General features: G+C 60.0%; 26 protein-coding genes. 15 read left to right on the top strand and 11 right to left on the bottom strand.

The genetic code is table 11. From position 1 onward, the window contains the following. Nucleotides 1-13 precede the first annotated feature (13 nt). The 5 genes from AUP43_RS02595 (at nt 14) to AUP43_RS02580 (ending at nt 3,037) form a co-directional block, all read left to right on the top strand. Nucleotides 14-382 (top strand): pseudoazurin, encoded by a 369-nt coding sequence (locus AUP43_RS02595; RefSeq protein ID WP_067552248.1) that lies wholly within the window; start codon nt 14-16, stop codon nt 380-382. Continuing rightward, complete coding sequence (locus tag AUP43_RS19665; RefSeq protein WP_084462475.1) at nt 382-972, top strand: copper chaperone PCu(A)C; 591 nt, start codon at nt 382-384, stop codon at nt 970-972. Before AUP43_RS02595 ends, AUP43_RS19665 begins: the two co-directional genes overlap by 1 nt. Before the next feature lie 162 nt (nt 973-1,134). Next, complete coding sequence (locus tag AUP43_RS02590; RefSeq protein ID WP_198154798.1) at nt 1,135-1,923, top strand: beta propeller repeat protein; 789 nt, start codon at nt 1,135-1,137, stop codon at nt 1,921-1,923. Then, nucleotides 1,920-2,396 carry a c-type cytochrome gene (locus AUP43_RS02585; protein WP_232314857.1) on the top strand — a complete coding sequence of 159 codons (477 nt, stop codon included), beginning with the start codon at nt 1,920-1,922 and terminating at the stop codon, nt 2,394-2,396. Before AUP43_RS02590 ends, AUP43_RS02585 begins: the two co-directional genes overlap by 4 nt. Before the next feature lie 26 nt (nt 2,397-2,422). Next, on the top strand, nt 2,423-3,037 hold the full coding sequence (locus AUP43_RS02580; RefSeq protein ID WP_067552242.1) for a plasmid pRiA4b ORF-3 family protein: 615 nt from the start codon (nt 2,423-2,425) through the stop codon (nt 3,035-3,037). Nucleotides 3,038-3,089: 52 nt separating this feature from the next. Here the strand turns inward: AUP43_RS02580 and AUP43_RS02575 are convergent, their stop codons facing one another. From AUP43_RS02575 to AUP43_RS02545, 7 genes are all read right to left on the bottom strand, one after another. Then, nucleotides 3,090-3,758, bottom strand: a complete 669-nt coding sequence (locus AUP43_RS02575) for a hypothetical protein (protein WP_067552240.1) — start codon at nt 3,756-3,758, stop codon at nt 3,090-3,092. A gap of 198 nt (nt 3,759-3,956) precedes the next feature. Next, the gene (locus AUP43_RS02570) at nt 3,957-4,478 is read right to left on the bottom strand and encodes a GNAT family N-acetyltransferase (protein ID WP_067552237.1); all 522 of its coding nucleotides are present in this window, start codon (nt 4,476-4,478) and stop codon (nt 3,957-3,959) included. Then, nucleotides 4,475-4,756: a type II toxin-antitoxin system TacA family antitoxin gene (locus tag AUP43_RS02565; RefSeq protein ID WP_067552234.1), complete on the bottom strand. Its 282-nt coding sequence runs from the start codon at nt 4,754-4,756 to the stop codon at nt 4,475-4,477. Before AUP43_RS02565 ends, AUP43_RS02570 begins: the two co-directional genes overlap by 4 nt. Nucleotides 4,757-4,823: 67 nt before the next feature. Next, the gene (locus AUP43_RS02560; RefSeq protein WP_067552231.1) at nt 4,824-5,195 is read right to left on the bottom strand and encodes a hypothetical protein; all 372 of its coding nucleotides are present in this window, start codon (nt 5,193-5,195) and stop codon (nt 4,824-4,826) included. Between the two features lie 15 nt (nt 5,196-5,210). Then, nucleotides 5,211-6,806 (bottom strand): type IV secretory system conjugative DNA transfer family protein, encoded by a 1,596-nt coding sequence (locus AUP43_RS02555; RefSeq protein WP_067552228.1) that lies wholly within the window; start codon nt 6,804-6,806, stop codon nt 5,211-5,213. A gap of 265 nt (nt 6,807-7,071) precedes the next feature. Then, nucleotides 7,072-7,299 (bottom strand): hypothetical protein, encoded by a 228-nt coding sequence (locus AUP43_RS02550; RefSeq protein WP_067552225.1) that lies wholly within the window; start codon nt 7,297-7,299, stop codon nt 7,072-7,074. Between the two features lies 1 nt (nt 7,300). Then, on the bottom strand, nt 7,301-7,954 hold the full coding sequence (locus AUP43_RS02545; RefSeq protein WP_067552222.1) for a ParA family protein: 654 nt from the start codon (nt 7,952-7,954) through the stop codon (nt 7,301-7,303). Between the two features lie 185 nt (nt 7,955-8,139). Between AUP43_RS02545 and AUP43_RS02540 the strand changes: the two genes are divergently transcribed. The 3 genes from AUP43_RS02540 (at nt 8,140) to AUP43_RS02530 (ending at nt 10,402) form a co-directional block, all read left to right on the top strand. Next, nucleotides 8,140-8,823 (top strand): helix-turn-helix transcriptional regulator, encoded by a 684-nt coding sequence (locus tag AUP43_RS02540; RefSeq protein ID WP_067552219.1) that lies wholly within the window; start codon nt 8,140-8,142, stop codon nt 8,821-8,823. Between the two features lie 130 nt (nt 8,824-8,953). Further along, the gene (locus AUP43_RS02535; protein WP_198154797.1) at nt 8,954-9,541 is read left to right on the top strand and encodes an acyl-homoserine-lactone synthase; all 588 of its coding nucleotides are present in this window, start codon (nt 8,954-8,956) and stop codon (nt 9,539-9,541) included. 294 nt (nt 9,542-9,835) lie between these two features. Next, the gene (locus AUP43_RS02530) at nt 9,836-10,402 is read left to right on the top strand and encodes a recombinase family protein (RefSeq protein WP_067552214.1); all 567 of its coding nucleotides are present in this window, start codon (nt 9,836-9,838) and stop codon (nt 10,400-10,402) included. Nucleotides 10,403-10,418: 16 nt separating this feature from the next. Here the strand turns inward: AUP43_RS02530 and AUP43_RS02525 are convergent, their stop codons facing one another. After that, a complete protein-coding gene (locus AUP43_RS02525) occupies nt 10,419-12,413 on the bottom strand; it encodes an AAA family ATPase (protein WP_067552211.1) in 1,995 nt (664 codons plus the stop codon). A 19-nt stretch (nt 12,414-12,432) separates the two neighbouring features. After that, nucleotides 12,433-12,675: a DUF2188 domain-containing protein gene (locus tag AUP43_RS02520; RefSeq protein ID WP_067552208.1), complete on the bottom strand. Its 243-nt coding sequence runs from the start codon at nt 12,673-12,675 to the stop codon at nt 12,433-12,435. Between the two features lie 101 nt (nt 12,676-12,776). On the opposite strand from AUP43_RS02520, the gene AUP43_RS02515 reads away from it, so the two are divergent. The 6 genes from AUP43_RS02515 to AUP43_RS02490 are packed head-to-tail and all read left to right on the top strand — an operon-like array spanning nt 12,777 to nt 21,461. Beyond that, complete coding sequence (locus AUP43_RS02515; protein ID WP_067552205.1) at nt 12,777-13,655, top strand: WYL domain-containing protein; 879 nt, start codon at nt 12,777-12,779, stop codon at nt 13,653-13,655. A gap of 55 nt (nt 13,656-13,710) precedes the next feature. Next, nucleotides 13,711-15,249, top strand: a complete 1,539-nt coding sequence (locus AUP43_RS02510; protein WP_067552202.1) for a type I restriction-modification system subunit M — start codon at nt 13,711-13,713, stop codon at nt 15,247-15,249. Further along, entirely contained in the window at nt 15,246-16,418 is a 1,173-nt protein-coding gene (locus AUP43_RS02505; RefSeq protein ID WP_084462471.1) for a restriction endonuclease subunit S, read from the top strand. Before AUP43_RS02510 ends, AUP43_RS02505 begins: the two co-directional genes overlap by 4 nt. Nucleotides 16,419-16,420: 2 nt before the next feature. Further along, the gene (locus AUP43_RS02500) at nt 16,421-17,224 is read left to right on the top strand and encodes a TIGR02391 family protein (protein WP_067552195.1); all 804 of its coding nucleotides are present in this window, start codon (nt 16,421-16,423) and stop codon (nt 17,222-17,224) included. Further along, nucleotides 17,224-18,057, top strand: a complete 834-nt coding sequence (locus tag AUP43_RS02495; RefSeq protein ID WP_067552192.1) for a hypothetical protein — start codon at nt 17,224-17,226, stop codon at nt 18,055-18,057. The genes AUP43_RS02500 and AUP43_RS02495 overlap by 1 nt, the downstream gene beginning before the upstream one ends. An 11-nt stretch (nt 18,058-18,068) precedes the next feature. Further along, nucleotides 18,069-21,461 (top strand): DEAD/DEAH box helicase family protein, encoded by a 3,393-nt coding sequence (locus AUP43_RS02490; protein WP_067552189.1) that lies wholly within the window; start codon nt 18,069-18,071, stop codon nt 21,459-21,461. Nucleotides 21,462-21,548: 87 nt separating this feature from the next. Here the strand turns inward: AUP43_RS02490 and AUP43_RS02485 are convergent, their stop codons facing one another. Next, complete coding sequence (locus tag AUP43_RS02485) at nt 21,549-21,770, bottom strand: MerR family transcriptional regulator (RefSeq protein ID WP_067552186.1); 222 nt, start codon at nt 21,768-21,770, stop codon at nt 21,549-21,551. A 51-nt stretch (nt 21,771-21,821) separates the two neighbouring features. Continuing rightward, entirely contained in the window at nt 21,822-22,964 is a 1,143-nt protein-coding gene (locus tag AUP43_RS02480; protein ID WP_067552183.1) for a tyrosine-type recombinase/integrase, read from the bottom strand. A 503-nt stretch (nt 22,965-23,467) separates the two neighbouring features. On the opposite strand from AUP43_RS02480, the gene AUP43_RS18880 reads away from it, so the two are divergent. Continuing rightward, nucleotides 23,468-23,668 (top strand): hypothetical protein, encoded by a 201-nt coding sequence (locus AUP43_RS18880; protein WP_157089194.1) that lies wholly within the window; start codon nt 23,468-23,470, stop codon nt 23,666-23,668. Nucleotides 23,669-23,943 lie beyond the last annotated feature (275 nt).

Genomic DNA, 23,943 nt, shown 5'->3' with positions numbered 1-23,943 from the left:
CGGGGAATTACGCATGGAGATGCGCAATCAGTCTGGAAGCGAGCGGTTCGTCTATGAGCCGGACTTTATTCGAGTCTCACCGGGTGACACTGTCGTCTTCGTCCCGATCGACAAAGGTCACAATGCCGTTTCCATAGAAGGGTTTGGCCCTGGCGGCGGTCAACCAATCAATGTCGGCTTCAACAAGGAGGTAGCGGTTACGTTCGACAAGCCTGGCATCTACGGCGTGAAATGCACGCCCCATGTCGGGCTCGGCATGGTCGGCATCATCGTTGTAGGCGAGGTCGAGGTGCCGGAGGCCGCACGTGCGAGCATTGCGAAGCTTCCTCCGAAGGCGCGCCAGCGGCTTGAATTGCTGCTGGGACAGGTCGGGCGCTCCTGATGTCCGTGGCCCGAACAGAGGAGGAGAGGCGCCGGGCGAGCGCCTCTCCGTCCACAACAAAGAAGGGAAGCACGACACTCGGCGGTGCGCGACTTGGCTGGCGTTGGTTGAGACAAGGCGTCCAAGTATTGGGGGTCGTTATCTCTCTCAACCTTCTCGCAGGCCCTGGCGATGCTTACGCTGATCCTCCGCCGTTGTCGTTGGGAAATAGCGTCCAGGTCGAGAACGCCTATGCCACGAGCGGTCCCGCTGGAAAGTCAACGGAAGTCCGGTTTCGACTGATAAATGACAGCGGTACAAGCGTCGTGCTGTTGGGCATTAGTTCCCGGATCGCGAAAAACTCAAGGCTCGTCGCCCGAATCGGAGACCAGGCCACCACCGAACTTCAATCGATCAGCGTGCCAGCAGGGGAGGTGCTCGACCTGACGACATCGCACCTTTGGTATGAGCTATGTCCCCTAGAAAGCAGTCTCGATGCGGGGGATGTTTTTGAACTGGAACTCAGTTTTGTGAACGCTCGTATTGTTGCAGAGGTCCATGTTCACTCACGAATGGGCGAACAAGAATCCTCTCGCATGATTGACTGTTGAGGCGAATGAGATGGATCGAGATTGGGATTCCTGATGGCTGAAGATATTGGATGTAAAGTACATCTACAATGTTCTCCAACCGGATACGTGCCTGTCGCGGCGGTCATAGTTGCCGGCTTGTTGCTCGCAACTCCCCCCGCTCACGCGCAACCGGCCGTTCCCGTGAGCGAACTGTTGCGATCTACGCACATTCACGGCCTCGCGGTCGATCTCGCCGATAGCCGGCGTCTTCTCATTGCCACGCATCACGGCTTACATGCGATGCGCCTCGAAACCGCAACAGTCGAACCCGTCTCCGAGCGACGCGACGACTTCATGGGCTTCACGCCGCACCCGGCCGACGAGACGAAGCTGTACGCGAGCGGGCATCCGGCACATGGCGGAAACCTTGGCTTCGTCGTATCCACGGATGGCGGCAGGAACTGGACTATGCTGTCGCAGGGAATCGGAGGGCCTGTTGATTTCCATCAGATGGACGTGAGCAAAGCCAATCCGAACGTGATCTACGGCGCTCATGGCGGGCTTCAGGTCAGTCGAGACGGTGGACGCAACTGGAGCCTTGTCGGGCCGGTGCCGGACGGCCTGATCGATCTCGCCGCATCGTCCACCTCCGTTACGCGGCTCTACGCTGCGACACAGCAAGGACTGCTCGTCAGTGAGGATGGCGGCCGTGTATGGCAGCCTGCCCACCTTTTGCGCCGCGCGTTCAGCATGGTCGAGGTCGCGACAGACGGGGCAGTCTATGCGTTCATGCTTGGCCGCGGCCTGCTTCGCGCGGAGGAGCCATCTCTCAATTGGCAGACCTTGAGCAACGGTTTCGGGGACAGATACCTCCTACATTTCGCTGTCGATCCCGTTGATCCAGCGCGTCAGTACGCATCGACACAGAATAATGAGCTGCTGACCAGCGATGACGGGGGCCGGACGTGGCGGCGGCTCGGGGCGCCGTGAAGTGGACGGTGATCCTCGTCGGGACTGTAGCAGCCAGTACCGTAGTGGCTGTCGCGGTCTTCCTCGGCAGTGTTGACCAGCGCTCACTATCTGGCCGGGCCGATCCGAAAGACCCGCAAGCGGTTGCGATGGGCGAACGCGTCTATCGCGAACATTGTGCCGCCTGTCACGGAACGAATCTGGAAGGCCAGCCGAACTGGCAGATGCGTCGGCCCGATGGGCGGTTGCCGGCTCCACCTCACGATGAGTCCGGACACACTTGGCATCATGCCGATGAAGTTCTGTTGCGCATCACGAAGGAGGGCGTCGGCGCCTTGGTACCCGGCTACGAGAGCGACATGCCGGCCTATGCGGACATACTGACCGACAATGAAATCCTGGCCGCGCTTGCATTTGTCAAGAGTCGATGGCCCCAGGCCATCCAGGCACGACAGGCGGACATTGATCGCCGAACTAGGCAAGATGGACGCTGACGGCTTGTAGGAAGAGGGGGTTACGTATGCCCGGCAAGACGAAGCGCGCCGCCGCCAACGCGGCATTCCAGCTCAAGGTCCAGATCGAGGGCATCGAGCCGGCAATCTGGCGGCGCGTCATCGTTCCGGCCGCGCTGACCCTGCGCGAATTGCATGCCGTCCTGCAGGGGGCCATGGGCTGGCAGGATTATCACCTGCATATGTTCGAGATCGACGGAAAGCGCTTCGAGGTGCCGGAGGACGACAGTCTCGGTCCGGAGGACGGCTACGCGGACGAGCGGAAGCACACGCTGCGGGCGGTCCTCACCAAAGGGATGCAGTTCCTTTATGTCTACGACTTCGGCGACGACTGGAGGCACTTGGTCACGGTCGAGGATATTGTCGCTCCCGCCGCCGTGCGCCAACTGCCGCGCTGCATCGCCGGCGAGCGCGCCTGTCCCCCGGAGGATTGCGGCGGTGTCCATCGCTATCCGGAATTCTTGGGCGCACTGGCCGATCCCGAGCATCCGGAACATCGGGACATGTTGGATTGGGCGGGCGGTTTCGAGCCAGAGGTATTCAGCCTGTCTCAGGCGAATGCGCTGATTGGCGCGGTCTGCGCCCTGTACCACGCACGCGACTGGGGCTTCCGCGAGTCATGACAGTCTTGGGGATGGCGAGATTCACCGGCCGATATCTGCCTCCCGCGACTGGTTACCGGCACTCTTTCGGAGCGATGAGAAGTAGTGCCTGATCCCGGTTCTGCACCTCTATAAACGCGCGCAGGTCATGATTGTCGCACCATTCAAGAAACGCTGACAGCGCGTGGGTTCCAAGGAAAGCGTTGTCGAGCGGAAGCCCGAGAATACGGCCCCCGCGCGATAGACAGGATCGAATCCCATTCGGCACGTCCTCAACCTTCATTCGCTCCAGACACTCCCTGGCGCGGGTCTCCCGCTCGACCGCTGCTTGATGAAAGTCCCTGGCGGATTGGAGGATGTCCTCTCTCGCGTCTGCTTGTCGCCACTTGTTCGCCAGACCCTGCATGGCAAAATAGCCTCCCGCAAATTTCATGCAGTGTCTTATGCAATCAGACCCGAACAGCGTGAATGACAGGGAGGACGACAAATGACCATCCTTGCGCTTGCTTACCAAGGGCTTCCTCACATCGACGATGTCGCACCTGTTTCCGAAGCGGATCGGGCTTGCCTCGACGATATTCGAGCCGTGCTCGTTCGCCACGGAAGGATCGAACGTTTCAGCATCTGTCTTCTGCACCAGCATTTCCCAGTCGGGGATGGCGAGATTCTGGTGGAAACCTGCAATGAGGAAGAACAGACCCTGACACTGCGGCTGGTGAACAAGGATAGTCTGCCCGCTCACTCTGTCGTAGAGACCGTGTGGCGGTTCGACAAGCCAGGAGCAGCGGCAGCGTGCTAGAAGGCGTGTGTCGCCGACGGGCCAGCCGGCTCCCATCGTAAAAGCACGTTCAGGGCCGAGGCTATACGCCGACCGCTTGATGGCGTGAGTTGTCCTGCTTCCGCAGGTCCGCTCTGTTGAGGGCGCGACGATCTCTATTCGTCAGATGCTCAATAGCTGGCGTATCGTCGCCATGGGCAGGAAGAGACGCCGTTCGCTGCCAGTGAACGCGATGAAGCCGTACTTGCGATAGAAGCTGGTGGCTGCGTCGTCTTTCGCATCGACGATCAGGGCATGAACGGCCAAGGTCTGCGTTGCAAGCAGGATGCGATTCAGGGCATCCATGAGCAGGAAAGCGCCCAGCCCTTTGCCCTTCATGCCGTCATCCACGGCCAGTCGGCCGAGCAAGGCGGCCGGTACGGGGTAACGCGGCAAGCGCTTCGCCTGGTCGGCCGGGAGACTGTCCCGCTGAAAGCTGGTGGCGCTCAGGCTGTAGTAGCCGCACACGGTCGGCTTTCCGGCTTGCAGGGCGACGAAGACGCGGGCCACGTCCCGCTTCACATCCTGCGAAGCGTGCTCCCGGATGTAGCGGTCGAGCTCAGGCGCGCCGCAGGAGAAGGCCGTTCGATCATGCGCCTTGCTGTCGAGCGGCAGGACCTGCCATGGCGCTTGCGCCCGGCTCATCCGGTCGCCTTCTTGTACTTGGCGAATGCCTTGCGCAGCGCCGCGTTGGGCGCCGGCGGATTGGTCAGCGCGTCATAGAAGACTTTCCAGTCCGGGCCGGAAAGAGTGACGACCTCGTTCTCGCGGATCACCTTCTCGGCTTCTTCCATGGCCGTCGCGAGCACGAACTGGCTGACCGTCTTGTGCCGGTAGCTTGCCGCGCGCTGAAGCACACTTTTCGACTCGGCGTCGAGGCGCACCTGTAGCCGGTCATCCTTGGTTTCCGCAGCGCGGGGCATGGCCTTACTCCTTCTGTGGACTCTCCTATAATGTACGCACAAATGGAGTACATTGCAAGGGCCGGCCCTATGGAGGCGGCAACAGGCTTTCCCCTGTCCAGAAGGGAATGCCGTTCCGCCGGTCATGCCAGCCGATGATGAACCTCAGGTGGACTTCCCCATCGCTCGTCGCCACAGTTGCCGTGCAACGCCGGTAATCGCGGTTGACGCCGCCAATCGCTTCCGATGCGGCGTAGAGACCGAGAACAGTTCGGCCGCCTTGAGCTTCGAGCGCCCCTCTCACCTGATCGAGGGACCGCGCTTCGTCGCAACGGGGCAATTCCATCTGGCTTCCATGCGCGTCGCGATGGAGGAAGACAGCCAGCGGAATGGCCCAGACCGTGGCGAGGAGCAGGCCGACGAACGCATAGGCGCCAGTATCATGATTGAACGATTTCATTAATTCATCCTTTCGTTATTTCATCATGGTGGCGGCTATCAGCGCATCGGGATCGTCCTTTGCCGCTGCCATCCGCCACGGCGTCCAGCGCCCCTTGAAGGCGCGTTCCTCGAAATAACGGAGCTTCTCTGCCAGGATGGGCCGGCAGCCTTGTACGAAGAGGAGCTGGCAGCTTTCCGGCAGCAACATGATTTCGGACGGAGCCAGCAGTGGCCGCCCAATCTCGTTGTGCTGTTCGCTGTAGTTGGATGCCAAGGCCAGCAATGGGAACCGCCCGCTCTTGCCGCCGCTGGAGACTTTCACCGTGCGTTGGCCGAGCATGAGCGAAAGCAAAAGCGCCGTCTCATCGTCCTGAACGTTGAAGGCTTGCCGCACCGCGCAGTTGGCGATCATCGAGCGCCACTTGCGATAGGTCTTCTGGAGCTGGTCGAGGTCCTGGACGAATAGCCATAGATGCGCCCCGTAGCCGGCCAGATAGCCGATCCCGTCCTCAATCGGCCGCATCGCGCCGAGGGCGGGCAGCTCATCGAGCAGGAACAGCACCGGATGTCGGGGTATCCGCTTGTTGCGGGTCATCGCAGCCGTGGTGAGGCCAACCATCAAGCGCAGAAAGGGCTGATAGACGGAGACATACTCCGGCGGGATGATCAGGAAGACCGACATGACGCCGTTCTTCAGGTCCTCCAGCCGGAAGGTGGAGCGGCTGGTGATCGCTCCGAGCTGCGGGCTGTCGAACACTTCCGTCCTGGTCTGGGCTGTCGAGATGACTGCCGAGCGCTCCTTGTTCTCCTTCTGGGAGAACCCCTCGGCAATCCGCTGAACGATGGGGTGCTTGGCATCGACCATGCCGGCGAGGACGCCGTCGAACCCCTCGCGCGACCGCATGAGCAGAACCCGCAGCTCACGCAGGTTGCGCCGGTTGGACGGGAGGTCATGGGCAATGTGAAGCAGCAGCCCGGTGACAAGCACTCGCGCCTCGCGCTCCCAGTGGTTCGGCTCATGGCCGTCGGGCGCCACGATCATTTCTGCGATCAGTCGCGCATCGTCCACATCGTTGACGGTGCCGGTCCGGATGAACTCCACCGGGTTGTAGCAGGCGCTTTCGATGTCCGGGTCGAACGGTGCGAAGGCATATACCGGTCCCAGCGTGCCGCGGTGCCGCGCGGTGATGCGGAAATTCTCACCCTTGATATCCGTCACCACCACCGAACCCGGATGGTCGAGCAGGTTGGGAATCACAACGCCCACGCCCTTACCCGACCGTGTTGGTGCGAAGGTGAGCATGTGACCCGGCCTATCGAAGCGGACGAAGCGTCCACCCTTCTTGCCGAGGATCACGCCATGCGACCGCAGTCTCGCGCGGCCGATATCGGCAGACGTTGCAAACGCGGCCGTGCCATGCGCGTCAGAGGGCGTTTTGAGGAGTCGGTGCGCGAAGTAGAGAATTGCCGCAAACGCGATTGTCCCGGCCGTGCCGAGCACGAGCAGCCGGTCAAGCCCGTAAGTGAGATTGTCGATAATCGACCAGATGAGTGCTGCGATAAGCAGGCAGATGGGCAGCTCGACGAGGACAAGCCTGACGAGGCGCCACAGCAGACGTATATGCCCCATGGTGCATTCCTTGGTAGTTGACTTTGCCAAGGGCTTATGGGGGAGACAAAAATTACATTGGCTGACGTGTGGTAATTCGTCTCGATTGAGACAATAATGGAAGTGTTGCCGATCCCGTTCGTCGCATTCCTGTCTGACGACTTTGCCAAATGAGGGGTCGGCAACGCCTTCCTGATACTGTTATTGGGATGAAGTATTCGCAGCGTAACCTGTAAACCTTCACAGCTTGTTTTTCGCCGACGAATACCTATATGGCGACTGCTTTTTAGCCGCGCCGCTGCTTAACGAGCGCGAAACCTTCCTTCAAAATATCCAGCATCGAGACGCCTTGAACTGCTGCGTAGGCTTTGAACTCGCGGTGAAACTCCGGGCTGACCTTGAAATTGAGCGGCTTCAACGTGCCGGCTTCGGCGCGGTCGAGGTTGTGAACGACCTGTGCGGGCGCAGGGGGCAATCCTTTGCCGGTTCGATGGGGCGGCAGAATCTTGGTCATGTTATGCAGCCTCCCTGTCGGCTCTTGTCTCGATTAAGTCAGCAATCTCGTGAGCGATGGCTTCCGCCCGCTCGTTGAGGGAGGGGAAGCGCGTTTCCGTCGGGGCGCGGCCTTCGTCACTGGCGCGGCGGAAGCCCGTCTTCTCTGGCAATACATTTGTCAGGTGCCGGTATCCGGCCTGTCGGACATAGGCGCTTGCCTCGGCAAGCTCGCTTTCGCTGTCGCCGACGCGAGAGAACGCGATCGCGATCCTGTCAACCGGCACCCCTTTCATGGTCAGTTCATGAGCGAGCAGAACCGTGGGCTCCAGATCGTCGAGCGCAAGTCCTGTGGGCAACACGACCAGTGTGCTCGCTTCGGCAATTTGGAGAGTCCCCATCGTGGCGTGCGGCGGGCCGTCCAAGATCATCAGATCATAGCCAGCCGCCGCCTTCACGGCCTGGCCGACTGTGCCGAAGCGTTCGACTGCCACGACCGGATCGACGCTGCGCTGAAGACGCCGCGCCTGCCAACTGAAGCTGGTGCCCTGTTGGATGTCGAGGTCGGCGATCTTCACGTTCCAGCCCGCCAGCGCGTACTCGCGCGCGATGAGCCGTGCCAGCGTGCTTTTGCCGACGCCGCCTTTTTTAGAAATGGTCCCGATGAAGAGAGTCATGTCCGATCTTTCTTGTTGTTGTTTTTGTCGATAGGACGAATTCACTAAATGATGACATACACAATTCGTCATTTCACGAATTTTTAGCGCGACCCATATGTATTACGACAACCTCATGCGAGGAGGGATCGCGCATCCGGCCGAGTATTGCCGCTTTTCTTGACAGGATACGCCAGGTCGAAGACGTGGCGTCGCTTGAAGGCGCGTTCTCGAAAGCGCTCTGGGATCTGGGTTTTCGGGAATGGGCGTATCAGGTCATTCGCACCGACGCGCTTCCGGACGAGAAGCCCCTCATCCTCACCACCTTCTCCGATGCCTGGTACAACCATTACATCGACAGCGGCTATCACCGTGTCGATCCGGTCATCCTGAACGGACCGAACCAGGTCGCCCCCTTCACCTGGAGCGCGATGTCGTTTGGCGTCGAGTCCTCACCGGCGCAACGTCGTCTCTTCGCCGAAGCCGCAGAGTACGGGGTGGGTGAGGGGGTCGGTATTCCGATCCATGGCGCGCGCGGCGCGCTCGCGATGGCGTCGATGGTCTCCGATCATGGCACCGAGAGTCTTGACCGCCTCATGTCCACAGTCGGGCATGATGTTCACCTGTTGTCGCTGGCCTTTCACAATCATGCACGAGAGCTGCTCGCGCTGGGTCGAATGGGCCGCACCACCGTCAGCCTGACGCCGCGTGAACGTGAGTGCCTGCTCTGGACCGCAGCCGGGAAGTCGGCGTGGCAGACCGCTCAGATACTTGGGATATCCCACCGGACGGTCTACTTCCACCTGGAAAATGTGCGCTCCAAGATGGGGGTGACGAACGTCTATCACGCCGTGATGAAGGCGATCATGGAAGGCATTATCTCTCCCTGAAGGCGCTTTACTCGCCAGTAACCTGTGGAGGTTCACAGGATGGCAGGCGCCGCGTTCTCTGGCTCAATGCTCCCAAACAAGATTGGGAGGGAAGCCATTGCTTCACGTTATTTCAAAGGAGAATGCACACTTGCATTGGGATGCGCTCGCATCCATGCACCAACTGCGCCGATCGGTCTTCAGCGAGCGGCTTGGCTGGAACGTCAACGTCATCAACGGGCTGGAGCTGGACCAGTTTGACCTGCCCGAAGCGCACTATCTGGTTCACTACGCGCCCGGCGGCCGTGTGAACGCTTGCACTCGGCTCCTGCCAACGACAGGCCCGTACCTGCTGGCAGACGTGTTTCCCATTCTGGTGGAGGGAGAGATTCCTCGCGCACATGATATCTGGGAAAGCACCCGCTTCTGCGCCGATCGCGCCACTGCGCCGGTGAACATCGCCGCAGTCCTCATGGCCGGCATGCTGGAGTTCGGCCAGTTCCTTGGCCTGCGCGCATATGTGTCCGTGTCGGACATCCGCATGGAGCCGATCATGCGTCGCGCGGGCTGGAATCCAGTTCGCTTGGGCGCAACCGTGGAAACCGGTACCGACACGGCGGCGGCCGAGTGGCTGGAGGTATCGCCCGAGTATCTGGCCCGTGTCCGCCGACGCGCAGGCGCGACGGGTTCGGTTATCGCCAATCTCGGTGAGCTTCGTCAGGAAAGGGTGGCGGCATGACACATGACGCTGATTGGCCCGCATCATCGCCGCTTGGCGGTGCGCGACCATCCCGTATCGAAGCCAACCGGCTCGCATGGTGCATCCGGTATCTTGCCGATGAGGCTCGCCGCAGCGGGTTCGACGAGACAGCGGCGGCATTGGAGGCTGTAGAACTGCCTCGCAAAAAGGACCGATACTGACGAGACGGTTGTTTTGAGAAGGGCGGAACGTATTTCCGCTCTTCTGTATTTCTCAAAACTGTGCGTCGAAACCTGATACACTGTCCGAGTTAAATTTACGGATTTTGAGAGAGTGAATATTGGTTACGCGAGAGTTTCGACAGCGGAGCAAAATCTGACGCTTCAAACGGACGCCCTTGACGCGGCCGGGTGTGAACGCATTTTCGTGGAAACCGCGTCCGGTGCGCAGCGCGACCGGCCTGAGCTTCTCAAGGCGCTGGACTACATGCGGCCAGGCGACACGCTTGTGGTTTGGAAGCTCGACCGCCTGGCCCGTTCCATGCGGCAGCTCATCGACACGGTGGAGCTTCTCCAGTTGAAGGGCATAGGCTTCAGTTCCTTAACTGAATCCATCGACACGATGACGCCCGGCGGCATGCTGGTGTTCCACATCTTTGGCGCATTGGCGGAGTTCGAGCGTGCCATCATTCGCGAACGGACAAAGGCAGGTCTGGATGCCGCCCGCGCCCGAGGCCGCAAGGGTGGCCGTCGGCCGAAGTTGTCCAAATCAGATATCCGCGATGCCAGAGCCCTATTGCGCGACCCTGAGATTGGCGTTGCCGAAGTCGCCCACCGCATCGGCGTCTCGCCCGCGACGCTCTACCGCTACTTGCCCGGCGGTCGATCAGGTGCAGTCTGAACGCCCATCATCCGTCCTAAATGCGCTTGTTGGCGATTTCACACAGTGTCCGGAAGCGGTCCGCCACGTCCCGTGTCACGATCTGCTTGGGGTCCGTACCCATTTTCGCAAGCAACAAGCGCATCGGCCTGGTTTTGTGAAATTCCAAGCCGGCTGTTTTGAATGCATCTTCGAAGCGCTTCGCGATACGCGGAATTTTGTCGTTCACCTTGAGGGAGACGCCCTTTAGCTCTTTTGCGTAACTTTCATGTACCAGCGTTTCGTACACCTTGGGATCAATCAGGTCTTCCATATCGGCTTCCTTCGGCGGCGACGAGCCGAACGCATCTGCAATGAAGATCACGTTCTTGTCGCTGATGAGCTTCGACTTCACCAGCTCATCGCGTGTGGTCTTCGCGTCCTTCTCATGATCGAGAAGGGCCAGCACGTTCAATTGCTCCGATGAAAGCAAGGCGACCATGTAGGGGATCTTCTGTGCACCGCCTGCTGGCGTGATCGTGATGTCCCCTCTCAGCCCACCTTCGCCGTTGGAATTCAGGTATTCGGAGATCGAGGACAATGCCCAGTAGTCGGTGACGCCTTCGACAACAAGATTGTTCGGCCCGATGAATAGGCTCTGTGCCAGGTCGTAGCCAAGCGCTGCTTGCAGCGGAAACAGTGTCCGCGCGTCCCCAGAGGGGTCGTTCGACACGGTGGTTCCGACTTCTTCAGCAATGCTGACCGTGCGAACGGTATCTAGCCGATGCGTCGGAACCATGAACGGGGAATGTGTCGTATACAGAATCTGGTTCTTAAAGTCGGCCTCGAAGTGGTTCAGCAAATCTCGTTGCGATTTTGCATGAAGATAAAGCCCCGGTTCATCGAGGAGAAGGATAGCGTCTTCGGCCGCACCGCCTTTCGTGTCGGCTGCAAAAGTCACATAGAACGAAAAGAACCACTGAAAGCCGCGACTCCGCTCGTTGAGGTTTACCTCGACATCGAAGGTAGCATTCGGGTCGGATACGAAGGTGTTGATATGCTCGGCATCCGTATCGAAGCGGACCTTCAATGGGCGGTCTTTCCAAAGCCTGCGGATTTCTGACGTAATAACTGCGCTGGCCCGATTGGCGAGCTGGTTGCGCGTCTCATGTTCTTTCTGGCCAAGGAGGCTTTGCAGTTCCTGAGGTCGAAGTCCCGCAACCTTGCACATCTTCTCGAAATTGACGTCGGCAGGCATCTGCTGGTTCTGTTCTTTTCGCTGAAGAAATTCCGCGACATTCTGGTGGCCGTTCAGTTCGGGATATTCCTCCAGATACATGAATACGGGCATCTGTGCGATCGCCCATTGGCGCGCGTTCTTCTCGCCTTCTATGTCCCCGGCGATTGTGTTGGCGAGGTCCTCCAGCTCGACCACATGAGCGTCCTGTGTGTCGGTAAGTTCGGCATCGGCTGTAGCCATTGCCTGACGCAACGCAGCAAGAGCAGGCTTCGCCTTGTTGGCCCATGCAAGCGCATCTGCCGACGGGGCAACGTCCGCGTCAAACTTGTCAGCGGCAGCCTCCAGAACGGTACGCACTTGTTCGTCCAGCTTGGCGGCTTTGGCTTTTACTGCTGGAACGATCTTGCGAATTTTCGACTTGATCGCGGCAGTATCAAATTCCTGGGCGGACACGCCCTCGAATCCCACTGTCCTCCTGTCGCCATAAGCGCGGCCAATTCGGACCGCTGTGGCGGTTCCACCGCGCGCCCATAGCTTGCCCAGTTCAGTCCTGTCCGCGTTGTCCAACTCCCACAACGTGGCGACGACAGGGGTGGTGTCGGAACACTCCTCAAGTCTGCGATGCCGGGGAAAATCCTTCACCTTGCTGAGCGCCTTGAAGCCGTCGCTCGGGTTCAAGCTGTGAAGCGCGCGCAGGAGGTTGGATTTGCCGCTTTCATTCCGGCCGAGAAGTGAGGTGAGTTGGCCGACATGAATAAGCCCGCTGTCGGTGATCGAGCGGTAGTTCTGGATGCGGAACTGCTTGAGCTTCATGATCGGCCCTTCCTTGCGTCTAATGCTTCATGTCTTTGGGCGGGTTGGGGTCGTTGCCAGGCGCAACCGTATCGGAATCGCGCCACTTTCCGTCGCGGCCCTGAATCCGCACTTCGCCGCCTCCCGCCTTTTCCACGATCTGCTTGGCCGTGCGCTCGGCATCCGCCTGTCGCTCGTGGACGCTACTGGCCCGCTCCGCGCCAGCACCTTTCACGGCCCAGCCCTTCGGGTGCTTGACCACGTATCGGTCGTTCTTCGACATCGCTCTCTCCAAATGCGTTGACGGCGATTCCCTCATGGGATAAGAAAGTATACGGGCAGCGTTACGCTGTCAATAAAGTTACTGTACGGATTGGAGCGCACATGTCGGGAGGTGGCCCAGAGCTACGGTGGGGGGTCGAGCAACGGCTTGAGTTTATTGAGTTCCGCCTCTTCTGGGAGGGCGGCATCAACCGCTCAGACATCACCGGATTTTTCGGCGTATCGGTGCCGCAGGCGTCGAAGGACCTGACCCAGTACCAGGAGCTTGCGCCCGACAACGTGCAGTATGACCGCAGCGAGAAGCGCTACTTCGCGACCGAGTCGTTCCGCCCGCGCTTCCTGAAACCGGACGCGGATCGCTACCTTGCGCAGCTTCTGTTCGCGGCCGATCCCTCTCTCCACGGTGAGCGGACATGGCTGACCAGCCCCCCGAGCGTGGATACCATGCCCGTGCCGCATCGCCGGGTGGACATCGCTGTCCTCCGTATGATCCTGGCTGCGGTCCGGGGCCAAGCCTCGGTTGAGGTTCTCTATCAGTCGATGAACGAGCAGCGGCCGGAGCCCCTTTGGCGGCGTATCAGCCCTCATGCCTTCGGCAGCGATGGCTTTCGCTGGCACGTCCGCGCCTTCTGTCACATCGACAACAGGTTCAAGGATTTCCTTCTCTCGCGATGCCTAGAGGTCCGGTCGCTCGGGGAGCCCGGGGCGCGACCCGAAGATGATAAGCAGTGGGCAGATTTCTTCGACGTGGAACTTTCGCCCAATCCGAAGATCGGAGAGAATCAACGAAAGATAATCGCGCAGGATTACGGCATGCGCGATGACAGCATCGCAATCCCCGTCAGGCGGGCGCTGCTTTACTACTTCCGAAAACGGTTGCGTTTGGACGTGGCGGATGTTCTCGACGATCCACACGAGACGCCCGTCGTCGTCACGAACCGTGCGGAATTTGATGCCGCCTTGGCTGAGGCGATGAAGTGAAACGGGGAGACGCCAGCTTGAAGGGCAAGAACAACATAATGGGGTGGGGCAAATCATGCTGACCGGCGAAATCCGCAGCCAGATCGATAGCATTTGGAACGACTTCTGGGCTGGCGGGGTCGCCAATCCGCTCTCCGTCATCGAGCAGATGACCTATCTGCTGTTCATCAAGCGCCTTGACGATCTGCACACTCTGGAAGAGCGCAAGAGCCAGACGCTCAAGATTCCGATGGAGCGCCGCATCTTCCCGGAGGGACGGGACGACAAGGGCCGCCCCTACGACGATCTTCGCTGGTCGCGGTTCAAGAACTTCGAGCCACGCGAGATGATGGACGTGGTCGATGAGCACGTCTTCCCGTTCCTGCGCGCTCTCAACGGCAGCCAGTCCAGCTACGGCAAGCTGATGCGCGACGCTCGGCTTGGGTTCTCCAATCCGGCTCTGCTGGCGAAGGTGGTCGAGAAGCTCGATCGCATCCCGATGGAGGATCGCGACACCAAGGGCGATGTCTACGAGTACATGCTCGCGAAGATCGCGAGCGCTGGCCAGAACGGCCAGTTCCGCACACCACGGCACATCATCCGGCTGATGGTCGAGATGACCGCGCCGAAGCCGACCGACGTGATCTGCGATCCTGCCGCCGGCACCTGCGGCTTCCTGGTGGCGGCAGGCGAGTATCTTCGCGAGAAGCATCCCGAGCTGATGCGCGACCCTGCATTGCGGAAGCATTTTCACGAGGGGCTTTTTCACGGGTTCGACTTCGACACGACGATGCTCCGCATCGGCGCCATGAACATGACGCTGCACGGCGTCGAGAACCCGAATGTCACCTATCGCGACAGCCTCGCCGAGGACCACGCCGAGGACGCGGGCGCCTATTCGCTGGTGCTGGCGAATCCGCCTTTCGCCGGATCGCTCGACTACGAGGCGACCGCCAAGGACCTTCAGAAAATCGTCAAGACGCGGAAGACGGAGCTTCTGTTCATCGCGCTCTTCCTGCGTCTCCTGAAGACCGGGGGCAGAGCGGCGGTGATTGTTCCTGATGGCGTCCTGTTCGGTTCGTCCGGTGCGCACAAGGACATCCGCCGCATGCTGGTCGAGGATCACAAGCTCGATGCGGTCATCAAGCTGCCCTCGGGCGTGTTCCGCCCCTATGCGGGCGTCTCCACCGCCATCCTGCTCTTCACCAAGACTGGCGTCGGTGGCACCGAGAATGTCTGGTTCTATGACGTAACAGCCGATGGCCTAAGTCTCGACGACAAGCGCGCTGACCTCTTGCCGCCCGGAAAGCAGGGGCCGACGCCCGGCGAGCCGCTGACCGAGGCGGAGCATGAAAAGAACAACCTGCCCGACATCTTGGCCCGCTGGAGGAACCTCGCAGCCGAGGCCGAGCGCCCCCGCACCGCACAGAGCTTCATGGTGCCCGTGGCCGATATCCGGGCTACGGGGTCATGGGATCTGTCGCTGAACCGCTACAAGGAGGTGCAGCACGAAGAGGTCGCCCACCAGTCTCCGCGTGAGATCATCGCCGAGTTGCGCGCGCTTGAGGTCGAGATCGCCGAAGGCCTGGACCGGCTTGAGGAGATGCTTGGATGAACTGGCCCATCGTCGAGCTGCAAGAGGTTTGCAAAACGGGAAGCGGCACGACTCCGCCGCGAAACAGGCCCGAACTCTATGAAGGCTGTATCCCTTGGGTGAAATCCGGGGAGCTTCGCGAAAACGAAATTCTTGAAACAGAGGAACATATTTCCGAAGTCGCGCTAAACACAACTTCGTTGAAAATGGTACCGGCAGGAGCGCTTCTGGTTGCAATGTACGGTGCGACAGTTGGCAGGGTAGGCCTACTTGGCATCGACGCGACCACAAATCAGGCTGTCTGTCATGTAATTCCCGACCCGAAGAAGGCGGACAAGCGCTACATGTTTCACCTTCTTCAAGCACGCGCTCAGGAACTCGTGGGCAGGGGAGTGGGTGGGGCACAGCCGAATATCAGCCAAGGCACCATCAAGCAGCTTAAGATTCCCCTCCCGCCCTTGGACGAGCAAAAGCGGATTGCGGGAATACTGGATCAGGCGGACATGCTCCGCCGCCTCCGCACCCGCGCCCTGGACAAGCTGAACACCCTCGGCCAGGCGATCTTTCATGAGATGTTCGGGGACCCGGCGACAAACCCAAAGGGTTGGCCAATGGGCGTCATTGGCGACCTGCTAAAGGAAGCGAAATACGGCTCGTCCGGTAAGGCAAACTCCGAAGGACGCGGTTTACCGATGCTGCGCATGGGCAATGTAACTTACGACGGACGCATCGACTTGTCCGACCTGAAGCACATCGAGCTGTCCGACAAGGAATTTGACAAGTACACAACATGCCCGGACGACCTTCTTTTCAACCGAACCAACAGCAAGGAACTCGTCGGCAAGACTGCGGTGGTCATTCAGCCAGAACCCATGGCCATTGCCGGGTATCTCGTTCGTGGACGGGCAAATGCACGAGGGAACACCCATTATATCAGTGGCTACCTGAACTCGACCCACGGCAAGGCAGTGCTGCGCAATATGTGCAAGAATATTGTGGGTATGGCCAACATCAATGCGAAGGAATTTCAATCGATTCCGATAGCGATTCCTCCCGTCGAACTTCAACGCGCATACGCCGATAAACTGGTGTCCCTCAGAGCTGAAGAGACCCAACTTCAAGCATCCTTGGACATTGCTTCAGCACTCTTCACCTCCCTCCAGCACCGCGCTTTCAAGGGGGAGCTATAGCTATGTCCAATGTGCCGGTTCTCACAGATGCCCAGCTTGAGCAGGTTGCCCGCCTGCTGGGTGACTGTGCCACCGGTTCGGAGATCACCCGTGTCCTGAACAGCCTGGGGCTGGACGACGTTTCAGGGGAAAGCACGAAGTGGCGGCGCCTATATGGCACGTTCCTTCACTATCAGCGGCAGGACCGGGCGGCCAGCAAGCTGATCGACTTCATCCGCACCCTGCTTGATCCGGCCGGATTTGTGGGGCGCCCGGACGAGTTCGAGGCTGTGCGCCAGCAGTTGAATGCGGTCCTAGCCTTCGCTGGATTGCAGTATGGAGAGGATGGAAAATTCCGGCGGGCAACGGCGGCGCAGACGATCGAGGAGGCCCACCAGCGGGCCAAGACGCTGCAAGCCAAGTTCAGGGGGCGCCGCATCCATTCCGAGGTCGTCAAATACTGCAAGCCCGAGCTGCTACAGGATAACTATTTCCATGCCGTGTTCGAGGCCGCCAAGGGGTTGGCGCAAAGGATCAGGGAGTTGTCAGGTGCGGATGGAGACGGCGCTGCGCTGGTCGACAAGGTGTTCTCCATCGAGCGCCCGATGCTCGCCATCAACACGCTCCAGACCGAAACTGAACGGTCGGAACACAAGGGCTTCGCATCGCTCCTGAAGGGGTGCTTTGCAGCCGTGCGGAATCCTTTGGCTCACGAGCCAAAGCTCCTTTGGAAAGGCGAAGACGACGCTGCTGATTACCTGTCGCTGATATCCCTTCTGCATCGGAAGCTGGACGACTGCGCAAGGACTGGACTCGGGGGGATGTGATGAGGGGGGAGATTATCGGGGTCTGGTCGGAGACCTGGCGTGAAATCTGGTCGAAGCTGGCGAAGCACCCGGATGCGCCGGAGGACATGTTCTGCGAACTGTTCCGCGAATTGAACGCTGCCTGCTCCGCTCCGCTCGACCCCGCCACGGAATTGGCCGATACCGTCGATAACCCCGATCAGGCCCGCACGGCGTTCCGCCGAACCAGGGCATCTGCGTTGATGGGCGAGATCGCGTTGCTGGAGTTCATGGAGCGCGCGCATGGCGTGATGGTCGACCTCGGAGGCGACCCGATGGCGAACCGCTTCTTTGTGCTGACCGAGGCTTTCCTGAACAAGTACAGCCTGCGCTATGACCTCCGCCGGCCCTTCAGCCTCAACCCGACGCTGCCGGGTGTATTTGCACGCCTCATGCGCGACCTGAAAGACGCGACGGCGCAGGACGCGGCTTTGCACCCGCTGATGATGGAGTTCGAGGATGCCATCCGCGACCTTCGTGCGGACCGCTCGGCGGGCCGGATCAAGACCTGCATTCAGAAGCAGGTCAACCTGCTGGAGGCCATCGGCCAGCGCTGCCCCGGTGTGACGACCAACACGCTTGGCCAGATTTGCGAGCAGGTCGGGACATGGCCGCACAACAAGGTCAAGGACGCGATGAAGTGCCTGTATGGCTTCGCGTCCGACTATCCCGGCATCCGGCATGGAGGCAACGCCAACAACAGCATCAGGGAGATCGAGATGCGCGACCTTGTGGGCATCACCGTGCTGCTCGCGGGGTTTGCGCCGTATCTCACCAACCTGATCAATTCTGACACCATTTACCGCGGCTCATAGGGGGAAGGATCGTGTCTCAATTTCAATTCCTCCAAGCCGAATTTTCCGAGGTGCACGAGCATGCCGTGAAGGCGGAAAGCCTGGCGCTTTCCGATCCGCGCAGTGCCTGCTTCTACGCGCGGTTGGCGCTGGAGGTGGCGGTCAAGTGGATGTACCGCCACGATCGCGCGCTTCGGTCGCCCTATGAGACGACACTATCCGCGCTGATCCACGAGCCGACGTTCCGGAAGCTAGTGGGCGATGCACTGGTCGCCAAAGGGAAGGTGGTCAAGGACCTTGGCAACGCAGCGGTTCATGAAGCCAAGCCCGTCGCCCCCGCACGCGCCATCACCGCGGTTAGGGAGTTGTTCCATATCGCCTACTGGCTGGTCCGCACCTATGCGAAGGGCGCGAAACCGGCCGCCGCAATCGCGTTTTCGGCTGATGCGTTGCCGCATACCACTCAGGTGGAGGCGTCCACTCTCGGGAAGCTCAAGGAAATCGCGAAACGCTTCGAGGAGGCAGCCAGGGAACGAGATCGCGCCGAGCAATTGCGCCTGAAAAGCGACGGCGACCGGCTGAAGCTGGAGACCGAGATTCGGCGCCTTCAGGACGAAATCGCGAAGATCAAGAAGGCCAACCAAGCCGTCCCCGACGGGCACGACTACAATGAGGCGCAGACGCGGGATGCTTTCATCGACCTGTTGCTGGCGGAAGCTGGGTGGATCTTCACCAAGCCCGGCCACGATACGGAGTATCCGGTCACCGGCATGCCCAATGCTGCGGGCGAGGGCTTCGTCGATTATGTGCTCTGGGGCGACGACGGGCGACCGCTCGGCTTGGTGGAGGCGAAGCGCACCCGCCGAGACGCGCGAGAAGGGCAGCGTCAGGCCGAACTGTACGCCGACGCGCTGGAGCGCCAGTTTGGGCAGCGGCCGATCATCTTCTATTCCAACGGCTATGAGCACTGGATCTGGGATGACCGCCGCTATCCGCCGCGCCCAATCCAGGGTTTTCTCAAGAAGGATGAGCTGGAGCTTGCGATCCAGCGGCGCGCGACACGCAAGCCGCTGGCGCCGGAGGACATCAACTCAAAAATTGTCGAGCGTTACTACCAGACTCGCGCCATTCGCCGAGTTGCGGAGGCCTTTGAGAAGGACAATCTGCGCAAGGCGTTGTTGGTCATGGCGACGGGTTCGGGCAAGACGCGCACCGTCATCGCACTTTCGGACCTGTTGATGCGCGCCAATTGGGCGAGACGCATTCTTTTCCTTGCTGATCGTGTCGCGCTCGTCAATCAGGCATCGAACGCTTTCAAGGGGTTCCTGCCGCAGGCTTCGCCCGTGAACCTGGTCACCGACAAGGCTGCCCATGGACGGGTCTACGTTTCCACCTACCCGACCATGATGGGGCTGATCGACGAGACGAAAAGCGGTGTGAGGCGCTTCGGGCCGGGGCACTTCGACCTCATCGTTATCGACGAGGCACATCGCTCGGTCTATCGGAAGTACAAGGCGATCTTCGACTACTTCGACAGCCTTCTGGTCGGCCTCACTGCGACGCCGAAGGATGAGGTGGACCGCGACACCTACGCGCTTTTTGACCTGGAGCGCGGTATCCCGACTGACGCCTATGGGTTGGACGAGGCCGTCAGTGACGGCTTCCTCGTGCCGCCCAAGGCTGTCTCCGTGCCGCTCAAGTTCCAGCGGGAGGGCATCAAATACGACGACCTCTCGGAAGAAGAGAAGGAAGCGTGGGACGCCATCGAATGGGATGAGGACGGCGCGATCCCGGACCGCGTTGAGGCGGCGGCCGTCAACAAGTGGCTGTTCAACGAGGACACCGTTGACAAGGTGCTTGAGCACGTCATGACCCATGGTCTGAAGGTCGCTGACGGCGACCGGCTGGGGAAGACCATCATCTTCGCCAAGAATCATGACCATGCGCAGTTCATCGCTGAACGCTTCGATGCGAACTATCCGCATCTCCAAGGGCGTTTTGCCCGCGTCATCGACTTCAAGACCGAATATGCCCAATCGCTGATTGACGATTTTTCGTCTGCGGACAAAGAGCCTCACATCGCCATCTCGGTGGACATGCTCGATACCGGTATCGACATCCCCGAGGTGGTGAACCTCGTCTTTTTCAAGATTGTTCGCTCGAAAACCAAGTTCTGGCAGATGATCGGGAGGGGAACGCGGCTGTGCCCTGACCTGTTCGGCATTGGTCAGCATAAGGATTTTTTCCAGGTCTTCGATTTCTGCCAGAACTTCGAGTTCTTCAACCAAAACCCCGACCTATCCGAAGGATCGTCTGGCGCTTCACTGAGCGAGCGCCTGTTCGCGGCGCGCGTCGAGCTGGTCGGTGAGCTCGACAGGCACGGGCATCCGGATGGCGATGATCCGGCCGCGGTGCTGCGCCGCGATGTTGTCGCCCAGCTTCGTGCCGAGGTAGACGGCATGAACGTCGAGAACTTCATCGTTAGACCCAAGCGGCGGATCGTGGAGAAGTATCGGGCGGACGATGTCTGGTCGAAGCTGGGTCTGGACGAGCGCACCGAGCTCATCGACCACATCGCCGGGCTTCCGTCTGCCGTAGTCGATGACGACATTTCCGCCAAGCAGTTCGATTATCTCATGTTGCAAACACAGCTAGCGGTGCTGCGGGCGGAGAGGGCATTTGCTGGCTATAGGAAGCGCATCGTTGATCTGGCATCGGCGCTTGACGAACTCGGCAATGTCCCGATGGTCGCGGCCGAGATGGCATTCATCCTAGAGATTCAGACCGACGAGTTCTGGCAGGACGTGACGCCGCCGATGCTGGAAACCATCCGCCGCCGTCTGCGGAGCCTTATCAAGCTCATCGAGTTGAAGAAGCGCCCACACGTCTACACCGACTTCGAGGATGAAATCGGAGGCCCGACCGAGGTCGAGCTTCAAGGCGTCGCCGTTGGGACCGATATGCACCGGTTCCGAATGAAAGCCAGACACTTCCTGAAGGAACATGAGAACCATATAGCGATCCAAAGAGTTCGCCGAAATGAGCCCCTGACGGCACAAGACTTGGCGGAACTGGAGCGCATCTTTGTTGAAGCCGCGGTCGCCGCTCCCGACGAGTTGGAGCGCGTCCGCAATGATGGCGGGCTCGGAATTTTCGTCCGCTCTCTGGTCGGCCTCGACCGCGAGGCAGCAAAGCATGCGTTTGATCAGTTCCAGTGCAAGCGGGCGCTGTCGGCCAACCAGATCGAGTTTCTCAACATGGTGATCGATTACCTTACTGAGCGTGGTGTGATGGACCCACGGCTCCTCTATGAGAGCCCCTTTACCGATTTTGACGCGATGGGGATTGAGGGTGTTTTCGAGAATGCTGATGTCGTTGAACTCATCGGCATCCTGGAGGAAGTGCGTCGGCGTGCGGCGGCCTGACGTGGTTTTCGACAGCGGGGCGCACATTTCCAGCCGAGAAAGAAGCCCCACCGCGAGGGTGGGGCTCCAGTCGTCGATTGGGGCCGGTCAGGCCGCGGGCTTCAACGGCTTCGGAGCCAAACGCTGGCTCTCCAGCCACTTGTTGAATTCGGCGCGGTCGATATAGACCCGGCCACCGATCTTCAGCAGCGCGGGTTTCAGTCCATTCGTCTCCGCATGGAATATCCACCAGCGCAGCGTGGCTTCCGTGATGAACGGCGCTTCCGCCGCTACCTGCCTCACGGTCGCCAGGTCCCTATAGTCCACCATGGGTTGCCTCATGGTTCGGGGCCTATAAACAGCAGGAACCTTCTCTATGCCTCAGAACAGCTTTTCGTTCAATTCCTTGACCACGCCCTTGACGTGGCTCTCCGACAGGTGGGCATAGCGCCGGACCATCTGGAGGGTCCTGTGGCCCAAGATTTCCGCGATTTCCACGAGGCTCGCCCCGTTCATGGCCAGGTAGGACGCCGTGCTGTGCCGCAGGTCGTGGAACCGGAAGTCGGCGATTTCGGCCGCGTCGCGGGCGTTTTCCCAAGCCGCCCGGATGTCGATAGGAGCTTTCCCATCCCGGCGCGGGAACAGCCAGCGTGGCCCCGGCGGTGAGCCCAGTTCCTTGTAGGTGTCCTTGACCTTATCAATCTGCGCCTCCAGCACATCGCGCAGGTGATGGACCACCGGCACCGCCCGCGTGTCACCATTCTTGGTGTCCCGAAGAACGGCGGTGTCGCGATCGAGGTCTAGGTCGGCCAGCGTCAGCCCGAGGATTTCGTTCTTCCGTGCTCCGGTCGAGAGGGCGAAGACCACCACCGGGTACAGGTGCTCGTTGTCGCTGGCTTTGCAGGCTTCGAGCAGGCGCTTGCGCTCGGCATCGCTCAGGTAGCGGATGCGCTCGTTCCTGATCTTGGTGATGCGGTTCACGCCTTCCAGCGGGCTAGAAGCCGTCCAACCCCATTGGATCGCGTATTTGAAGAGCACCGCGAGCGTGTCGCGGTAGTGCTTCATGGTCTTGCGGCTCTTTGGCTTCGGCGGCGCCTTTGGCGCCTTAGTGGTTGAGGTGCCCTCATCCTCGTCAGTTGCCTTGCGCCGGCCATCACCCGCAGCGGCCAATTCGGCGAGCTTGTCGCTGATCATGTCGGCCGTGATGTAGGCAAGGGCATAACTGCCCAGTGACTTCTCCCAGTAAGCGACGAAGGAGCCTTCCGCTCGCTTGGTGCTCTCCGCGCGGTGGATGAAGACCTCCTTGCGGAAACGGTCGATCACGTCCTGAAGCGTCTTGCTCGCTGCCGTGCGGATGACGTTCTTGAACTCACCCTTGCGGATGCCGCTCTCGGTATCCGACGCCCACTGCTTGGCGTCCGTCAGGCGCTTGAAGCTGCGCACCTGATCGGGGAAGCCCTTCATCCGAACCATGACCCGATAGGACGGGCCTTTCCTGCCTTCACGCTTCTGGATGGTCGCCATGTGAGCCTCGGGGAGCCGAGTTGGGGGAAGATGTGCCAAGATGTTTTTGGCACATTTTTGGCACAGTGAGAACCCACAAACCTCAAAAATAACCAAGAGGGCTCAATACAAAAATGTCTGATTTATAAGGGTTTATTTGTTGAGATGTGTTGGCAGAGTGTGCCAAAAATGGGTTTCCGCTTGGCTCATAACCTGAAGGTCGCAGGTTCAAATCCTGCCCCCGCAACCAAATTAAGCCCGCAATGTCATAGACTTGCGGGCTTTGGTGTGTCTGGGGCCATAGCGGCGTAGCAAGCAGGTAAGCGGGAGGTAAGCAACAAAGCTTACCCAATTCGGCTATCCGCTGTGATGAAGCGGTGGGATTCACCGTCAGCCGCTAGGCCGAAGGCTACACTCGGGGCATGAAGACCCGGCCGTCATCGATCACGACCTGCTGGTGGCGCTGCTCAATTCCGGTAGAATCAACGCCGAGGAACAGGCGTTCTTTCTGGAGAGCTCACTCAATGAGCATTGGTAAGAAATATACAGCATCGCCGGACTCTATGCCGGAGAAGACCGGCGAATCCAAAATGACGAATGTCTCGCCAAACTCGACAGCGCCTATCGCAAGGCCCTTTATCAGGACGGTGGGACAGGCGGAAAAGAGCCCGGAGCTGCAGGAGAAGCTCAGAGGCATTTTCTCGGGCGCCATTCGGATGGATTAAAGGCTCGATGCGCCTCGCAGCGCAGTAATCCGGTGGTATGCAGGCAACGGAACATTGTGGTCCCGCTTGGCGTGGGGCTCTGTTGCGGCAGGCATGGCAGGCAAATGACGAAAGGACTCTGCTCTCAGCTGGATGAGCTTAGGGGCTCACGTCACAGCCGGGCCAGGAAAACCGGCCCACAGGGCGAGACGGCCTCTGCCTCCTAAGTCCCGATGTGCCTGGGTCGTATCGGCACCCAGTCTGAGGCGGGGCGCCGCCAGTCTGGGGCGGTCTCG

It is taken from the genome of Oceanibaculum pacificum (genome assembly GCF_001618175.1).
Classification (GTDB): domain Bacteria; phylum Pseudomonadota; class Alphaproteobacteria; order Oceanibaculales; family Oceanibaculaceae; genus Oceanibaculum; species Oceanibaculum pacificum.
Note: the sequence above shows the minus strand (reverse complement) of the source record. Positions and strands in the feature narration are given on the sequence as shown.

What these genes read in the sequence shown, in the direction of transcription:
- AUP43_RS18880 (WP_157089194.1), top strand. Translation starts at nt 23,468, where the DNA reads ATGAGCATTGGTAAGAAATATACAGCATCGCCGGACTCTATGCCGGAG.
- AUP43_RS02525 (WP_067552211.1), bottom strand. Translation starts at nt 12,413, where the DNA reads ATGAAGCTCAAGCAGTTCCGCATCCAGAACTACCGCTCGATCACCGAC.
- AUP43_RS02515 (WP_067552205.1), top strand. Translation starts at nt 12,777, where the DNA reads ATGTCGGGAGGTGGCCCAGAGCTACGGTGGGGGGTCGAGCAACGGCTT.
- AUP43_RS02550 (WP_067552225.1), bottom strand. Translation starts at nt 7,299, where the DNA reads ATGACCAAGATTCTGCCGCCCCATCGAACCGGCAAAGGATTGCCCCCT.
- AUP43_RS02555 (WP_067552228.1), bottom strand. Translation starts at nt 6,806, where the DNA reads ATGGGGCATATACGTCTGCTGTGGCGCCTCGTCAGGCTTGTCCTCGTC.
- AUP43_RS02565 (WP_067552234.1), bottom strand. Translation starts at nt 4,756, where the DNA reads ATGCCCCGCGCTGCGGAAACCAAGGATGACCGGCTACAGGTGCGCCTC.
- AUP43_RS02495 (WP_067552192.1), top strand. Translation starts at nt 17,224, where the DNA reads ATGAGGGGGGAGATTATCGGGGTCTGGTCGGAGACCTGGCGTGAAATC.
- AUP43_RS19665 (WP_084462475.1), top strand. Translation starts at nt 382, where the DNA reads ATGTCCGTGGCCCGAACAGAGGAGGAGAGGCGCCGGGCGAGCGCCTCT.
- AUP43_RS02570 (WP_067552237.1), bottom strand. Translation starts at nt 4,478, where the DNA reads ATGAGCCGGGCGCAAGCGCCATGGCAGGTCCTGCCGCTCGACAGCAAG.
- AUP43_RS02505 (WP_084462471.1), top strand. Translation starts at nt 15,246, where the DNA reads ATGAACTGGCCCATCGTCGAGCTGCAAGAGGTTTGCAAAACGGGAAGC.
- AUP43_RS02510 (WP_067552202.1), top strand. Translation starts at nt 13,711, where the DNA reads ATGCTGACCGGCGAAATCCGCAGCCAGATCGATAGCATTTGGAACGAC.
- AUP43_RS02500 (WP_067552195.1), top strand. Translation starts at nt 16,421, where the DNA reads ATGTCCAATGTGCCGGTTCTCACAGATGCCCAGCTTGAGCAGGTTGCC.
- AUP43_RS02520 (WP_067552208.1), bottom strand. Translation starts at nt 12,675, where the DNA reads ATGTCGAAGAACGACCGATACGTGGTCAAGCACCCGAAGGGCTGGGCC.
- AUP43_RS02595 (WP_067552248.1), top strand. Translation starts at nt 14, where the DNA reads ATGGAGATGCGCAATCAGTCTGGAAGCGAGCGGTTCGTCTATGAGCCG.
- AUP43_RS02480 (WP_067552183.1), bottom strand. Translation starts at nt 22,964, where the DNA reads ATGGCGACCATCCAGAAGCGTGAAGGCAGGAAAGGCCCGTCCTATCGG.
- AUP43_RS02580 (WP_067552242.1), top strand. Translation starts at nt 2,423, where the DNA reads ATGCCCGGCAAGACGAAGCGCGCCGCCGCCAACGCGGCATTCCAGCTC.
- AUP43_RS02485 (WP_067552186.1), bottom strand. Translation starts at nt 21,770, where the DNA reads ATGGTGGACTATAGGGACCTGGCGACCGTGAGGCAGGTAGCGGCGGAA.
- AUP43_RS02545 (WP_067552222.1), bottom strand. Translation starts at nt 7,954, where the DNA reads ATGACTCTCTTCATCGGGACCATTTCTAAAAAAGGCGGCGTCGGCAAA.
- AUP43_RS02560 (WP_067552231.1), bottom strand. Translation starts at nt 5,195, where the DNA reads ATGAAATCGTTCAATCATGATACTGGCGCCTATGCGTTCGTCGGCCTG.